The organism is Streptomyces sp. NPDC053076, assembly GCF_044546845.1.
In the GTDB taxonomy this organism is placed as follows: domain Bacteria; phylum Actinomycetota; class Actinomycetes; order Streptomycetales; family Streptomycetaceae; genus Streptomyces.
Genome location: NZ_JBITZL010000006.1, coordinates 480,901 through 496,334, shown reverse-complemented (window position 1 = coordinate 496,334; position 15,434 = coordinate 480,901). Strand labels below are relative to the sequence as shown.

Here is a 15,434-nt window from a genome sequence, read left to right as displayed (position 1 = left end):
ATCGGCCCCGGTCCGCGTGCACCCGCAGCGACGCGCGGACCGGGCGCCACACACCACGCCGCCCCGGCCGGCCTCCCGGGCCGCGACGCACCGATCACGAGGGGCCCCGCACGTCCTCGTGCGGGGCCCCTCGGGGTTGCACCACGGCCGGTCGTGACGATCGCTGGTCAGGGCACACCCCGGCCGGCCGTGGGGTCTTCGGTGGGAGTCAGCCCAGGCGCTCCACCAGCGCGCGGTACTGGTCCCACAGCTCCTTCGGGGTGTGGTCGCCGAAGGTGTCGAGGTGCTCGGGGATCAGGGCGGCCTCCTCGCGCCAGACCTCCTTGTCCACCGTGAGCAGGAAACCCAGGTCGGACTCGGACAGTTCGAGACCGTCCGTGTCGAGGGAACCCTTGGCCGGCAGGACGCCGATCGGGGTCTCGACGCCCTCGGCCCTGCCCTCCAGCCGCTCCACGATCCACTTCAGGACACGGGAGTTCTCGCCGAAGCCCGGCCAGACGAACTTGCCCTCGTCGTTCTTGCGGAACCAGTTGACGTAGTAGATCTTCGGCAGCTTGGACTGGTCCTTGTCCTTGGCGACGTCGATCCAGTGCGCCATGTAGTCGCCCATGTTGTAGCCGCAGAACGGCAGCATCGCGAACGGGTCGCGGCGCAGTTCGCCGACCTTGCCCTCGGCCGCGGCCGTCTTCTCGGAGGCCACGTTGGCGCCGAGGAAGACGCCGTGGTTCCAGTCGAAGGACTCCGTCACCAGCGGCACCGCGGTGGCGCGGCGGCCACCGAAGAGGATCGCCGAGATCGGCACGCCCTTGGGGTCCTCCCACTCCGGCGCGATGATCGGGCACTGCGAGGCGGGCACCGTGAAGCGGGCGTTGGGGTGGGCGGCCGGGGTCTGGGACGCCGGCGTCCAGTCGTTGCCCTTCCAGTCGGTCAGGTGGGCCGGGGACTCCTCGGTCATGCCCTCCCACCAGACGTCGCCGTCGTCGGTGAGCGCGACATTGGTGAAGACCGCGTTGCCCCACAGGGTCTTCATCGCGTTGGCGTTGGTGTGCTCACCGGTGCCGGGCGCGACGCCGAAGAAGCCGGCCTCGGGGTTGATCGCGTACAGCCGGCCGTCCTCGCCGAACCGCATCCAGGCGATGTCGTCGCCGATGGTCTCCACCGTCCAGCCGGAGATCGTGGGCTCCAGCATGGCGAGGTTGGTCTTGCCGCAGGCGCTCGGGAAGGCGGCGGCGACGTACTTCGACTCGCCCTGCGGCGGGGTGAGTTTGAGGATCAGCATGTGCTCGGCCAGCCAGCCCTCGTCACGGGCCATGACCGAGGCGATGCGCAGGGCGTAACACTTCTTGCCGAGCAGGGCGTTGCCGCCGTAGCCGGAGCCGTAGGACCAGATCTCGCGGTCCTCGGGGAAGTGCGAGATGTACTTGGTGGAGTTGCACGGCCAGGGGACGTCCTCCTGGCCCGGCTCCAGCGGGGCACCGAGCGTGTGGACGGCCTTGACGAAGAAGCCCTCGTCGCCCAGTTCGTCCAGGACGGCCTGGCCCATGCGCGTCATCGTGCGCATGGAGACGGCGACGTACGCGGAGTCGGTGATCTCCACGCCCAGCGCGGACAGCGGGGAGCCGAGCGGGCCCATGCAGAACGGGACGACGTACATCGTGCGGCCCCGCATCGAGCCCCGGAACAGACCCTTCTCACCGGCGAAGATCTCCCGCATCTCGGCGGGGGCCTTCCAGTGGTTGGTCGGACCGGCGTCCTGCTCCTTCTCGGAGCAGATGAAGGTGCGGTCCTCGACGCGCGCGACGTCGGTCGGGTCGGAGGCGGCGTAGTAGGAGTGCGGGCGCTTGACCGGGTCGAGCTTCCTGAACGTTCCCTTGGCGACCAGTTCCTCGCACAGCCGCTCGTACTCGGCCTCGGAGCCGTCACACCAGACCACGCTGTCCGGCTGCGTCAGTTCGGCGATCTCGTTGACCCACGAGATCAGTTCCTGGTGGTTGGTGGGGACGACGGGGGGAGCCGCGATGTCGCGCGCCACGATTGCTCCTAAATGAGGGATTTTTTGTCTTGTCCGCCCCGTGGGGGCCTCGACCCGGACGCTTCGTAGCCGCTCATCCGGTGCCGACCGCACTCATTTGATCATCCGAGTTTAGTGCCCATCTGTCCAGAGTGCATCACAGGTGAGCGGAGTGACGAATCCCACGGTTACCGTGACTCTTTGCGTCCACGTTGGGTTCAGCTGAAGGACTTTTTGCCCGGTGGCTTGGTCGACCGCGCATTGACCGGTGACTTACGGCGACGTCGGTACCATGCGGCCCATGACTGCGTCCGCCTCCGACGCGCCTCTGGACACGCCGGCCGCCGGCCGCGGTCCCGTCGCGCTCCCCCTGCCGCATCCGGTCAAGCCCAAACTCCGCGGCTGGCTGCACCTGGGCATGTTTCCGGCCGTACTCATCGCGGGCCTCGCGCTCACCGCCCTCGCCGACTCGACCAGAGGCCGCATCGCCTGCGGGATCTACGCCCTGACGGCCTGTCTGCTCTTCGGGGTCAGCGCGCTGTACCACCGGGGCGACTGGGGCCCGCGGATGGACGGCGTGCTGCGCCGCCTGGATCACGCCAACATCTTCCTGATCATCGCGGGCACCTACACCCCGCTGACCATGCTGCTCCTGCCCGGCACCAAGGGGCAGTGGCTGATGTGGGGGATCTGGGCCGCCGCGGCGGCCGGCATCGTCTTCCGCGTCTTCTGGGTCGGCGCCCCGCGCTGGCTCTACACGCCCTGCTACATCGCGATGGGCTGGGCGGCCGTCTTCTTCCTGCCCGACTTCCTGCGCACGGGCGGGGTCGCCGTCCTGGTCCTGGTGGTCGTCGGCGGTCTGCTCTACAGCGCCGGCGGGGTGATCTACGGCATCAAGCGCCCCAACCCCTCACCGCGCTGGTTCGGATTCCACGAGGTCTTCCACTCCTTCACCCTCGCCGCGTTCGTCGTCCACTACGTCGGCATCTCGCTGGTGGCCTACCAGCACGCCTGACCCCTCCCACCCGCCCTCACGGCCACGGCTCATCCGAGCCGTGGCCGTCGTGCGTTCCCCCCCCGCACGGCCACGGCCCGGACGAGCCGTGGCCGCTTTCCATCCCCTGACACCTCCCATCCATTGACAGTCCCTCGATTTTGATAGTTACTCTCATTTCATGGCTACTGTCATTCAGACTCCTGAGTCGCGGCCCGACCCCCGCCGCTGGTGGGCCCTCGGGGCCCTGATCGCGAGCATGCTCACGCTCGGCTTCGACATGACGATCCTCAACGTGGCGCTGCCGACCATGGCCGGCGACCTCGGCGCCACCACCGGCCAGCAGCAGTGGATGGCGGACGCGTACGTCGTCGTCTTCGCCGCGCTGATGCTTCCCGCCGGCCTCCTCGGCGACCGTTTCGGGCGACGGCTGATGCTGATCACCGGACTCGGTCTCTTCCTCGCCGGCTCACTGGTGGGCGCGCTGGCCGGCGACGCGCACTGGGTCATCGCCGCCCGCGCGTTCATGGGCGTCGGCGGCGCGCTCGTCACGCCGCTCGCCCTCTCGGTGCTGCCCTCGCTCTTCGGCCCCGCGGAGCGCACCAAGGCCGTCGGCGTCATCTCGGCCGCCTCGGCACTGGGCATGCCACTCGGCCCGATCATCGGCGGCTGGCTGCTGAACCACTTCTGGTGGGGCTCGGTCTTCCTCGTCAACGTCCCCATGGCCGCGATCGGCATCGCCGCCTGCGTCCTGCTGCTCCCCGAGACCAGCGACCCCGCCTCCCCGAAGGTCGACGTCCTGTCCACAGCGCTCACCGCCACCGGCCTCGGCGCCCTCATCTACGCGATCATCGAGGCACCCGACCGCGGCTGGGGCGACGCGCTGGTCCTGGCGGCGTTCGCGGCGGCCGTCGTCCTGCTCACGGCACTGGTGCTGCGCGAACGGCAGGCCACCCGCCCCATGCTCGACATGACGCTGCTGGCCCACCGCGGCTTCCTCTTCAACACGCTCGCGGCCACCCTGGTGATGTTCGTGCTGTCGGGCCTGCTGTTCGTGCTGCCCCCGTACCTCCAGGCCGTGCTCGGCCACGACGCCTTCGGCACGGGTCTGCGCCTGCTGCCGATGATGGGCGGTCTGCTGCTGGCCGCGCGGGGCGCGCAGCCGGTCGTCGCCCGGTTCGGTCCCCGGGCCGTGGTGAGCGCCGGCCTGGCCGTGCTGGCGTTCTCCGCGCTGCTCGGCAGCCGTACGACGGTCGACTCCGGCTACGGCTTCACCGCGCTGTGGCTCTCGGTCGCGGGCGTCGGGTTCGGTTTCTCCGTGGTGCCCGCGATGGACGGCGCCCTCGGCACTCTCCCCCGCGACCGGGCCGGCAGCGGTTCCGGACTGCTGATGACGTTGCGTCAGGTCGGCGCGGCGGTCGGTATCGCCCTGCTCGGCAGCCTGCTGGCGAGCGCCTTCCGCGACCGGATCGACGTGGCCGGGCTGCCGGCGAAGCTCGCGGACACCGTGGGCGACTCCGTCGTCGCCGCGCACACAGTGGCCCGGGACGCGGGCTCCGCCCACCTGGCGGCCTCCGCGAACAGCGCCTACGTCCACGGCATGGACCTGGTCCTCCTGGTGTGCGGGATCGCCGCCCTGGTCTCGGCGCTGCTGGCCGCCACGTGCCTGCCGGGCCCGGCGCCCGCCGCGCGGAACGAGTCGCGCCGCACCCCGGAGATGGTCACCTCCGGGACCGATGCCGGAGAATGACCCCCATGACGGCCGCACCTTCCCCCTACTCCCCCGCCGACCGCCCCCGACTCGGACTGCGGGAGCGGAAGAAGATCAAGACCCGTGAGGCGATCCGCGCGGCGACCTACGCGCTGGTCAAGGAGCAGGGGTACGACGCCACGACGATCGAGCAGATCGCCGACCGGGCCGAGGTGTCGCCGTCGACCGTCTTCCGTTACTTCCCGACCAAGGAGGACATCGTCCTCACGGACGAGTACGACCCCCTGATGCTGGAGGAGCTGCGCGCACGGCCCGAGGACGAGCCGTGGATGGACTCCCTGCGGCACGTGATGCGCAGGGCCCTCGGCCTGAGCGAGCGGGAGGACCCGGAGGTGCTCCGGCTGCGCGCCCGCCTCGGGGTCCAGGTCCCCGCCATCCGCTCCCGCTACTTCGAGAGCATGACGGAGACCGGCCTCATGCTCCGCCAGGCCATCGCGGAGCGCACGGGCCTCGACCCGGAGAGCCTCGAGGTGCGCGTCAGCGCGATGGCCCTCATCGGCGGGATGATGGAGGTCTCCATGTACTGGGCGGAGAACGGCTTCGAGGGCGAGCTACGGGACCTCATGGAGCGCGCCCTGGACGTCATGGAGCACGGTCTCCCTCCCGCGAACCCCTGAGGCCCACGGCACCGCCCGTGACATCCTGGCGGGGTGAACGGAACGGAGATCCACGTCGAAGTCGCCCCCGAGCTGCGTCTGTTCGTGTCGGCCGCCCGCCGTGGCGGGGCCACGGTGCTGGCCACGGACGGCGTCTCGACGCTCGGGCACGTCGTCGAGTCCCTCGGGGTCCCGCTCACCGAGGTCGGCGCGCTGGTCGTGGACGACCGCGAGGTGCCCGTCTCGCACGTCCCGGCGGCAGGAGAGCGCGTCTCGGTCCGTGCGGTGGAACGTCCCCAGCACGTCCCCGGCGCCCCCCTCCGCTTCCTCCTCGACGTCCACCTCGGCACGCTGGCCCGCCGGCTGCGGCTGCTCGGCGTGGACGCGGCCTACGAGTCGACGGACATCGGCGACCCTGCGCTGGCCGCACGCTCGGCGGCCGAGAAGCGGGTCATGCTCAGCCGCGACCGGGGCCTGCTGCGCCGCCGGGAGCTGTGGGCCGGCGCGTTCGTCCACAGCACCCGCCCCGACGACCAGCTCCACGACGTACTGGACCGCTTCGCCCCCGACCTGCGCCCCTGGACCCGCTGCACCGCCTGCAACGGGCTGCTGAAGGAGGCCACCAAGGAGGAGGTCGCCGACCAGCTCAAGGACGGTACCCAGCGGTCGTACGACGTGTTCGCCCGGTGCACGGCCTGCGGTCGCGCTTACTGGAAGGGCGCCCACCACGAGCAGCTGGAGGCGGTCGTGGAGCGGGCGTTGCGAATGCGCACCCAGGGCAGCTGAGGAGGGCCGCCGGTGCGCGGGGACCCGGCCGCGCGGCGGCCCGGGCCGGTGGACGCGCGCCGGGCCCGGGGCCGTGCTGTCGCGGTGAGGCGCCGGGCCCCTGCCGGCCCCGCTGCCCCTCAGCTGCGCCTGACGTCTCCCTTCCCGCAGGCGATGCCGTCCTTGTCGCGGTCCAGGTGGTGCCGGTCGCGGCCGTGCACCGGGAGGCGGCCGTAGCCCTTGGCGAGCAGCCACGCGCACCGATCGGCCTGCGGCATCTTCGGGAACGTCCACGGCACGCACTGGTTGATCCGGCCGTAGGCGTGGTCGCAGCCGTCGTAGCCCTCGGCCATCTTCACGTCGGGGTGCCGGTGCGCCGACCCGTGCCCCATACCGCTCATGCTGTCCGTGCCGCTCGTGCCGTCAGTACCGCTCGCACCGCTCGTGCTCGGCTCGCTCGCCGTGAGTTCGTCGGCGAAGGACTGCACCCGGGCCGCGGCGACCTGGCCCTCGGAGCCGACGCGCACCCACTTCGCCACCGACGGCACGCCGTTCGCGTCGACCACCGACAGCATGTACCAGCCGGGCGGTGCCAGGTTCGGGTTGCTGGTCAGGCTGAGGTCGATGGTGTTGCCGTCGACCGTCATCGGCAGGTCGACATAGCGCTGGTTGGGGTCGGTGGAGTGGGTGACGGCGGCCGGACGGATCAGGGACGCCTTCACCACCGGCTTGTCGACGGTGATGCGCTGCGCGGTGCCGTACGTCCAGCGGGTGCCGGCGAGCGAGGTGATCTTCGGCCGGTCTCCCTTGAACAGGTACGGCGGCTCGTAGATCGACACGCGCTGGTCGAAGGAGCCGTCACCGGGGTTGTTGCCGATGCTGAGCACCCGGCCGTCCGGCAGCAGCGTGGACGAGGAGTGGTAGGTCCGCGGGACCGGGTCGGTGGCCAGGCCCGCCTGGAAGGCGTTGGTGGCCGGGTCGTACAGGGACGCCTCGAAGACCGGGTCCTCGCGGTAGGTGTGCAGGGCGCCACCGGTCTCCAGGACCTTGCCGTCGGGCAGGATCACGGCGGAGACGTAGACCTTGCCCTGGGCGCCGGTCTGCGGACTGCCGTCGGTGTAGTGGCCCTGCGGCAGGTCGGGGGCCGGCACGTACCGCGGGGAGTCGGCCTTCATGTCGATCAGGTCGACCAGCCGGTGGGCGTCCGGGGAGACGGTGTGGTTGCCGCCGCCCATGGTGAGGACCCTCTGGTCCTGGGCGGGAGGCAGCAGGACCGACATGGACTCGTCGCGCTCGTCCTTCTTGCGCAGTCCGGGCACCTCGCCGATCGTCCCGGTGTCGTAGTCGTAGACGGAGGCACCGGTGCCGGGCAGGCCGGGGCCGAAGACATGGCTGCCGGTGTAGAAGAGGCGGCCGTCCTGGAGCAGGATCATCGACGGGTACAGGCCCCAGAAGGACCACGCCTGCCTGGCCTCGCCCATCGGCAGCCACGTGTTCCGGGCGTAGGAGAAGTGCTCGTTGACGACCGTGCCGGTGGAGTCCTCGCCGAGGCCGCCGAGCGCGACGACGTCACCGTTGCCCATCTCGGTGGCGGACGGGTACCAGTGGCCGGCCAGCATGTCGTTGACCTTGAGGTACTTGTTCTGGGCCGGGTCGAAGACGTAGCTGGTCCGCAAACCCTTGTAGCCGACGCTGCCGTCCGGGGAGGCGTAGTCCTTGTTGCCGCCGACCACCAGCACCCGGCCGTCCGGGAGCTGGACATGCCCGGCGCAGAAGAAGTCCTCCGGGGTCGGGATGTCGGTGTAGGTGCCGGTGGCCGGGTCGAACAGGGTGGTCTTGAAGGTACCGGCGGCGAACGCGGCCCGGTCGTTGCCGGAGCCCGCGATCAGCAGCACCTTGCCGGTGTGCAGGAGCACCGAGTGGATGGCGCGCACCGGGGAGTTGGTGGACTGCACGGTCCACTTGCCCCGGCACTCGGGGCCGGTGCCCCCCGTCGTGCAGGGTTCCGGGTCGGCGAGGACGGTGGCGTCGGTCATCGCGTAGTCGTCGGTGGTGAGGGTGCCGGCGCCGTACAGGGCGCCGCCCCAGGTGATCTGGTCGGTGTGGGGCGGGATGACCGGGGTGCGTACCTCGGTGCGGGTCCAGCCGGCCGCCTGGGGCAGGGTCTTCAGGTCGGTCCAGTAGACCCAGCCCTGTGCGGTGTCGTGCCGGAACAGGGTGAACGCCACGTTCGGTGTCGTGGACTTGTACCAGAACGACAGGTCGTACTGGTGGTCGGGAGCGACCCGCGGGGCGCAGGAGTTCTCCAGCATCATCGTCTTGCGGTCGCCGTCGCCGCGCCGGGTCAGCTGGATACGGACGGCGCGGCTGCCGCCGTGGGCGTCGGAGGTGACGGCGAAGGAGAAGTCGTTGTCGCCCCAGCCCGACTTCTCGAAGCACTGCGGGAACTGTGACGAACCGTCGAGGACCTCGAGGCCCGGGTTCTGCACCAGGTTGCTCACGGCGGTGGCGCGCTGGGCGCCGAGCGGGCCGAGGCCGAGTGCGGCGGTGAACAGCAGCAGGGCGGTCAGCAGCAGGCGGGTCCGGCTCGGCCGGGCTCTGGACGGTCTGCCCGGGCGGTGCGTGCCCGGACGGTAGGGCATGACGGTGTACGGCATGGCGGGTCCCCCCTCGATCGGTGACGGGTCCTGCGGATCAGCCGGCGCGGCCGATCCGGAGGATGTCGATCCGGCCGCCGCCCTCCCCGAAGGTGGCGACCGGAGTGCCGTGCGCGAACAGGGCCCGTAGCGTGGGCAGGTGCTCGCGCTCGCCGCGCAGGGCAGGTGTGGACACCACGTAGTCGATGTCCTTCCAGCCGTGCGGCAGTGTCCTGGTGACGGCCGGGTCCTGGTCCAGCTTGTAGTGCCAGATGACGCCGGTGCCGGGCCGGTATCCGGCGTCGACGGCGTCCAGCCAGAGCACGCCGTCGGTGACCAGGCGGACCTTGTCGCGGTCGCCGGTGTCCGTCTCGCGCAGCCAGCGGGCGGCGTCGCGGTAGACGCGGTTGTCGTCGGCGGTGGTGGCGAGCCGGTCCTGGTGGTACCAGGCGGGGCCGGCGACCGCCGCGGCGGCGAGGACCGCCGCGAGTGCGGCGGCGGCCCGCAGCCGGGGCCGGCCGGGCAGCCGCTCGCTCAGGACCTGGACGAGTCCGGCGAGGGTCAGCGCGAGGAAGGGCAGCACCTGCGCGATGTACATCTGCGGCAGGTAGCCGCCCGGCCGGAGCGCGACCAGGGCGAGCACCAGGACGGCGAGGGCGGCGGGCCGCAGCCTGCGTACCGGCAGCGCGCACAGGGCGGCGACGGCGCCGCCGATCAGCAGGTACGGGTCCCGGGTGAGCCAGTCCGTGAACAGCTGGTGGGCGTCGGTGCCGGCCTGGAGGGCGGAGCCGCTGCCCTCGCGGCCGCCGAGCTGGAACGTGAGCGTGCCGAGCAGCGAGACATGGCCGGCGCCGGGCAGCAGCTCACCCTTGAGCAGGGCGTACAGCGGATAGAACAGGCCGGTCAGCACGAAGCCGGAGAAGAAGCCGGCCAGGGAGAACTTGCGGGTGCTGGAGTGGCTGCCCTGCCACATCGCCACCAGCAGCACCGGCAGCAGGACGCCGATGGTCTCCTTGGAGAGCACCGCGAGCGCGAAGGACATGCCGGCCGCGACGTGGTGCCACAGGTGGCGGCGCGGCGAGAGGGCGAAGGCGAACGCGGCGAGCGCCCACAGGACGGCGAAGTTGTCCAGGTAGATCTGCCGGTGCAGGACCACCGCGAGCGGTGAGAGCGCGTACAGCAGGACGGCGCCCGCGGTGGTGGGCCGGGCCAGGCCGAGCCGGCGGCCGACGAGGTGGACGAGGACGCAGGTCACGGCGGCCACCGGGAGCATGGCGAGCCGGCCCTGGACGAAGGTGGGCAGACCGGGCCGGAGCAGGTCGGGCAGCCAGGAGACCGCGGAGAGTTGTATCCAGCCCAGCGGCGGGTGGTCGTACCAGTAGGTGTAGTGCGCGAGTTGCCCGTGCCGGACGGCCCAGGCTTGCGCGAGATAGGTGCCCTCGTCGTCGTTGGGGAACGGGTATTTCCCGATTCCCCACGCGCGTACCAGGAGCGCGATGATGATTACCGGCGCAACCCAGAAATAATCCCGTCGAAACAATGTGCGGCGCGCCGCAGCCCGTTCCTCGTGCGCATTATCGGCCGCCGGTCGGGAAACAACAGCAGTCCCCATGCGGAATCCCCCACCCCCACTTATGGCCCGACACACCTCAGGGACCTCCCCCTTGAAACCCCTGAGAAATCGGGCAGGCCGCAGCATGATGGCACAGGTCACCCTCCCTCATGTGCGGAACATAAGATTCCGATCGTGGCCGGAGGCCACATTGCCGAAGAAATACGGAACCTGCTAGCTTCACTGGAAAGCTCGCTGCGATCGCTTTCCGTTCACGCGGAAAAACCCCCGGAAGACTGGGGGTAGTACCATCCACAGGGCCCGGGGGGAACCGGGGGGTTTGATTCGGGCCCGAACGATCGCGTTCCACTGCGCGAGCACGAGGAAGACCAGGGAACCGAGGGGGGAATTCGTGGTCTCCGCTGTCCTGTTCATCGATTCCGTCGTCCTGATGATCGCCGCCGGTGTCACGCTGTGGTGGATGCTCCATGCCTGGCGCACCCCGGAGACGCTTGAGTCCACGGCGTTCGCCGAGCCCGACGGCACGTCCGGCCTGTCCTTCTCGCTGCTGGTCCCGGCCCGGCACGAGGAGGCCGTCCTGCGGCACACCGTCGAGCAGATGCTCCGCATCGACCATCCGTCCTACGAGATCCTGGTGATCGTCGGCCACGACGACCCGGGCACCGCCGCCATCGCCGAGCAACTCACCCGGGAGCACCCGGAGAGGGTCCGCACGGTCGTCGACACCCACAAGGTGAAGAACAAGCCGCGCGCCCTCAACACGGCGCTGCCGCACGCCCGCGGGCAGGTCATCGGGGTCTTCGACGCCGAGGACGTCGTCCACCCCGAGCTGCTCGGCCACGTCGACTTCGCCTTCCGGCGCGACGACGCCGACGTCGTCCAGGGCGGCGTCCAGCTCATCAACTACCAGAGCAGCTGGTACAGCCTGCGCAACTGCCTGGAGTACTTCTTCTGGTTCCGCAGCCGGCTGCATCTGCACGCCCGCAAGGGCTTCATCCCGCTGGGCGGCAACACCGTCTTCGTCCGCTCCGAGCTGCTGCGGCGGACCGGTGGCTGGGACGGCGACTGCCTCGCCGAGGACTGCGATCTGGGCGTACGGCTCTCCAGTGGCGGCGCCAAGGTCGTCGTCGCCTACCACTCCGCGCTCGTCACCCGCGAGGAGACACCCGACTCCCTCAAGGGCCTCTACAAGCAGCGCACCCGCTGGAACCAGGGCTTCCTCCAGGTGCTGCGCAAGGGCGAGTGGCGCCGGCTGCCCGGCGTCGGCCAGCGACTGCTCGCCCGCTACACACTGAGCACCCCGTTCGTGCAGGCCGCGACCGGCGTGATGATCCCGCTCGGCATCGTGGCCGCGCTGATCGGCGGCGTACCGCTGCCGTTCTCACTGTTCGCCTGGCTGCCCATGATCCCGATGGCCGCCATGGTGGTCTTCGAGGCCGTGGCGCTGCACGACTTCGGCAAGGAGTACGGCTTCCGCATCGGCGTCCGGCACTACGTCAAGCTCATCGCCGGCGGGCCGGTGTACGCGGTCGTCCTGGCCGCCGCCGCGCTGCGTGCCGTGTGGCGCGAGTACACCGGGCGGCACGACTGGGAGCTGACCTCCCATGTCGGCGCCCATCTGCCCGTGCAGACCCCGCAGCCCCAGGAGGCCCGGTGACGGCGCTGCCCGCCGATGTGTCGATCGTCGTCCCGACGTTCAACGAAGCCGACAACATCCACGCGTTGCTCACCCGCATCGCCGCCGCCGTCCCGGCGGGGCTGCGCGCGGAGGTGGTCTTCGCCGACGACTCCACGGACCGCACCTGCGCGGTGATCGAGGAGGAGGCGGCGTGCTGCCCGCTTCCCGTGGTGCTGCACCACCGGCCGGAGCCGGCCGGCGGACTGGGCGGCGCGGTGGTGGAGGGGTTCACCCGCGCCACGGCGCCCTGGATCGTCGTCATCGACGCCGACCTCCAGCACCCGCCCGAGCTGATCCGCGAGCTGATCGCGCGGGGTGAGTCGACCGGCGCGGAACTGGTCGTGGCCAGCCGCTACGCCGCCGGCGGCGACCGCGGCGGCCTGGCGGGCGGTTACCGCAAGCTGGTCTCCAGCTCCTCGACCCTGCTGACCAAGTCCCTGTTCCCGCGCGCCCTGAGCGGGCTCACCGACCCGATGAGCGGCTTCTTCGCCATCCGCCGTACGGCCGTGGACCGGGCCGCCGCCGAGGACGAGGGCCTACAGCCGCTCGGCTACAAGATCCTGCTGGAACTGGCGGTACGGTGCCGGCCGCACGGGATCGCCGAGGTGCCGTACGCCTTCGGCGAGCGGCACGCGGGCGCGTCCAAGTCCACGGCGAAGGAGGGCATGCGCTTCCTGCGCCATCTGATCACCCTGCGCACCGCCGACCCGCGGGCCCGCGCGGTCGTGTTCGGGCTGATCGGCCTGTCCGGCTTCGTCCCCAACCTCGCCCTGCTGTGGCTGCTGACCGTGACCGCCCCCGGACTGTCGTACGCCCCGGCCGAGATCATCGCCAACCAGGCCGGGCTGCTGTGGAACTTCGCCCTGATCGATTCCTTCGTCTACCGCAACCAGCGGCGCCACCACCGGCGCTCGGTACGGCTGCTCACCTTCGGGGGCGTCGGCAACGCCGACCTGGTGGCGCGGATCCCGCTCGCCGCCCTGCTCATCGCGGGCGCGGGCATGACGGCGCTGCCGGCGACCGCGCTCAGCATGGCGATCGTGTTCACGGCCCGCTTCCTGGTCGTGGACCGCTGGCTGTACCGGCGGCTGGGCGGCCGGGCGACGGCTCCCACGGTGGTGCCGACGACGGCTCCCACGGTCGTGCCGCGTGTGGTGGAGCCGGTGCCGGACCCGGTACCGGACCCGCTCGGCTGACCGTCCTGCCGCCTGCCCGGTCCGTGCCTCGCGGGCCGGGCAGGCGGCTTGTTCAGCCGGCTCACCCGGACGGCTCACCCGGACTGTTGGTCCCGGGCGGCTCGTCCGGACTGCTGGTCCCGGGCGGCTCACCCGGACTGCTGGTCCGGGCGGCTCGTGCGGCTTGTTCAGGAGGCCGACAGCTTCGCCCGCAGGGCCTCCGGGTCCGCCACCGGCAGATCGCAGACGAAGCCCCGGCAGACGTACGCGGTCGGCGCGCCGTCGACGAGGGTGCGGTCCGCGAGGAGCGGGAACTCGTCGCTGCCCGGGGTGCCGCAGGCGACGACGGCACCCGGGGCGGCGCCCAGCAGCGCCGTACGGTGCAGGGCGGCCGTCCGCTCGTCGTCCAGGGCCGGTCCGACGACGGCCACCTCGCGCGGGCCGTCCAGCAGTGCCTCGGCGACGGCGAGCCCCCACCCGATGAACCGGGGCACGCGCGGCCCGAGGGTCTTCACCACTCCCAGCGCCCGCTCGGCCGCGGTCCGGTGCGCTGCGGAGCCGGTGTGGGCGGCGTAGCTCAGCAGCGCGCCGGCCGCGGCGGTCCAGCCGGAGGGCGCGGCGTTGTCGGTGGGGTCCTGGGGCCGGCGGATGAGCTGCTCGGCGTCGGAGGCGGTGTCGTACAGGGCACCGGTCTCCGGGTCGGTGAAGCGGGCGAGCACATGGTCGAGCAGCAGTCCGGCGAATTCCAGCCAGACGCCCTCCCCGGTCACGGAGGCGAGCGCGAGGAAGCCCTCGGCGACGTCGGCGTAGTCCTCCAGGACGCCCGCGTTGGGGCCGACGCGGCCGTCCTTGCTGGTGCGGGCGAGCCGGACGTGTTCGTCCAGGTGGACGCGGACGAGCAGGTCGGCGGCGCCGAGGGCGGCCTCGGTCAGGTCGGGCCGCCCGAAGTAGGCGCCGGTCTCGGCGAGCGCGGCGATCGCGAGCCCGTTCCAGGCGGCGACGACCTTGTCGTCCCGGCCGGGGGCGGGCCGCCGCACCCTGGCGGAGAGGAGCCGCTCCCGCACCGAGGCGACCTTCCCGGCGTCGAAGACCGACTCGGTCTGCGGGAGCTGAAGGACGGACTGGCCGTGCTCGAAGGTGCCCTCGTCGGTCACTCCGAAATACCGGGCGGCGAGTTCGGCGTCCTCGCCGAGGACCTCCCGGAGCTGTCCGGGTGTCCAGGCGTAGTACGCCCCCTCCACATGCCGTCCGGTGCCGTCGTCGCTGTCGGCGTCGAGGGCGGAGGCGAAACCGCCTTCCGGCGTGCGCAGTTCGCGGACCATGAAGTCGGCCGTCTCCAGCGCGACCCGCCGGGCGAGGTCCGAGCCGGTGACCCGCCACAGGTGGGCGTACACCCGGCAGAGCAGGGCATTGTCGTAGAGCATCTTCTCGAAGTGCGGCACGATCCAGTCGCGGTCGACGGAGTACCGGGCGAACCCGCCGCCGAGCTGGTCGTAGAGACCACCCCGTGCCATCCGCTCGCAGGTGTCCCGGGCCATCTGCAACGCGCCCTCGGCGCCGGTGCGCGCGTGGTGCCGCAGCAGGAACTCCAGCACCATGGACGGCGGGAACTTGGGCGCGCCGCCGAATCCGCCGCGCTGCGCGTCGTACTCGCGGGTGAGCCCGAGGAGGGCCTGGGCCAGCTCCTGCTCGCCGGGTGCCTCGGCGGCCTGCCGGACGATCTCCCGCTGGGCGAGATCGCGCACGATCTTCCCGGCGACCTCGCTGACCTCGTCGTGCCGGGTGCTCCACGCCTGCTGGACGCCCTCCAGCACCTGCCGGAAGGAGGGCATGCCGTGGCGCGGGGCGGGCGGGAAGTAGGTGCCGAAGTAGAACGGCTCCGCGTCCGGGGTGAGGAACACGGTCATGGGCCAGCCGCCCTGCCCGGTGGCCGCCTGGACGGCCTCCATGTAGACGGCGTCGACGTCCGGCCGCTCCTCGCGGTCGACCTTGACGCTGACGAAGTGCTCGTTGAGGTAGTCGGCGGTGGCCTGGTCCTCGAACGACTCATGGGCCATGACGTGACACCAGTGGCAGCTGCTGTACCCGACGCTCAGCAGCACCGGTCTGTGCGTCCTGCGGGCCTCGTCGAAGGCACCGGCCGACCACGGCCACCAGTCGACGGGATTGTCCGCGTGCTGGAGCAGATACGGCGACGTCTCATGGGCCAGTCGATTCGGCATGACTCCATCCTGC

Annotated in this window: 10 protein-coding genes; 6 read left to right on the top strand and 4 right to left on the bottom strand. The window is 71.3% G+C overall.

The features are described 5' to 3' along the window. Nucleotides 1-208: 208 nt before the first annotated feature. Nucleotides 209-2,032, bottom strand: a complete 1,824-nt coding sequence (locus ACIGYR_RS26210; RefSeq protein ID WP_391840175.1) for a phosphoenolpyruvate carboxykinase (GTP) — start codon at nt 2,030-2,032, stop codon at nt 209-211. 280 nt (nt 2,033-2,312) lie between these two features. Here ACIGYR_RS26210 and ACIGYR_RS26205 point away from each other — a divergent pair, with 280 nt between their 5' ends. The 4 genes from ACIGYR_RS26205 to ACIGYR_RS26190 all read left to right on the top strand — a co-directional run bounded on the left by ACIGYR_RS26205 (nt 2,313) and on the right by ACIGYR_RS26190 (nt 6,158). Next, entirely contained in the window at nt 2,313-3,026 is a 714-nt protein-coding gene (locus ACIGYR_RS26205) for a hemolysin III family protein (protein WP_391840174.1), read from the top strand. A gap of 160 nt (nt 3,027-3,186) precedes the next feature. After that, on the top strand, nt 3,187-4,755 hold the full coding sequence (locus tag ACIGYR_RS26200; RefSeq protein WP_399597324.1) for an MFS transporter: 1,569 nt from the start codon (nt 3,187-3,189) through the stop codon (nt 4,753-4,755). After that, nucleotides 4,752-5,393 carry a TetR/AcrR family transcriptional regulator gene (locus ACIGYR_RS26195; RefSeq protein ID WP_399597321.1) on the top strand — a complete coding sequence of 214 codons (642 nt, stop codon included), beginning with the start codon at nt 4,752-4,754 and terminating at the stop codon, nt 5,391-5,393. Before ACIGYR_RS26200 ends, ACIGYR_RS26195 begins: the two co-directional genes overlap by 4 nt. A gap of 33 nt (nt 5,394-5,426) precedes the next feature. Next, the gene (locus tag ACIGYR_RS26190) at nt 5,427-6,158 is read left to right on the top strand and encodes a Mut7-C RNAse domain-containing protein (RefSeq protein WP_391840170.1); all 732 of its coding nucleotides are present in this window, start codon (nt 5,427-5,429) and stop codon (nt 6,156-6,158) included. Between the two features lie 119 nt (nt 6,159-6,277). Here ACIGYR_RS26190 and ACIGYR_RS26185 read toward each other — a convergent pair whose 3' ends face one another. Both ACIGYR_RS26185 and ACIGYR_RS26180 read right to left on the bottom strand, forming a co-directional pair. Next, nucleotides 6,278-8,794, bottom strand: coding sequence for a galactose oxidase-like domain-containing protein (locus tag ACIGYR_RS26185; protein WP_399597318.1), 2,517 nt, complete (start codon nt 8,792-8,794; stop codon nt 6,278-6,280). Between the two features lie 37 nt (nt 8,795-8,831). Further along, nucleotides 8,832-10,313 (bottom strand): ArnT family glycosyltransferase, encoded by a 1,482-nt coding sequence (locus ACIGYR_RS26180; protein WP_399597314.1) that lies wholly within the window; start codon nt 10,311-10,313, stop codon nt 8,832-8,834. A gap of 463 nt (nt 10,314-10,776) precedes the next feature. Here ACIGYR_RS26180 and ACIGYR_RS26175 point away from each other — a divergent pair, with 463 nt between their 5' ends. Together ACIGYR_RS26175 and ACIGYR_RS26170 are read left to right on the top strand one after the other, a co-directional pair. Continuing rightward, complete coding sequence (locus tag ACIGYR_RS26175) at nt 10,777-12,003, top strand: glycosyltransferase (protein WP_399598616.1); 1,227 nt, start codon at nt 10,777-10,779, stop codon at nt 12,001-12,003. Further along, nucleotides 12,000-13,220, top strand: a complete 1,221-nt coding sequence (locus ACIGYR_RS26170; RefSeq protein ID WP_399597311.1) for a glycosyltransferase — start codon at nt 12,000-12,002, stop codon at nt 13,218-13,220. Before ACIGYR_RS26175 ends, ACIGYR_RS26170 begins: the two co-directional genes overlap by 4 nt. A 167-nt stretch (nt 13,221-13,387) precedes the next feature. Here ACIGYR_RS26170 and ACIGYR_RS26165 read toward each other — a convergent pair whose 3' ends face one another. Then, nucleotides 13,388-15,421, bottom strand: a complete 2,034-nt coding sequence (locus tag ACIGYR_RS26165) for a thioredoxin domain-containing protein (protein ID WP_399597308.1) — start codon at nt 15,419-15,421, stop codon at nt 13,388-13,390. Nucleotides 15,422-15,434 lie beyond the last annotated feature (13 nt).

Bases quoted from the DNA above. Each gene is read 5' to 3' on its own strand.
- ACIGYR_RS26175 (WP_399598616.1), top strand. From the start codon at position 10,777: ATGATCGCCGCCGGTGTCACGCTGTGGTGGATGCTCCATGCCTGGCGC.
- ACIGYR_RS26205 (WP_391840174.1), top strand. From the start codon at position 2,313: ATGACTGCGTCCGCCTCCGACGCGCCTCTGGACACGCCGGCCGCCGGC.
- ACIGYR_RS26200 (WP_399597324.1), top strand. From the start codon at position 3,187: ATGGCTACTGTCATTCAGACTCCTGAGTCGCGGCCCGACCCCCGCCGC.
- ACIGYR_RS26195 (WP_399597321.1), top strand. From the start codon at position 4,752: ATGACCCCCATGACGGCCGCACCTTCCCCCTACTCCCCCGCCGACCGC.
- ACIGYR_RS26185 (WP_399597318.1), bottom strand. From the start codon at position 8,794: ATGCCGTACACCGTCATGCCCTACCGTCCGGGCACGCACCGCCCGGGC.
- ACIGYR_RS26165 (WP_399597308.1), bottom strand. From the start codon at position 15,421: ATGCCGAATCGACTGGCCCATGAGACGTCGCCGTATCTGCTCCAGCAC.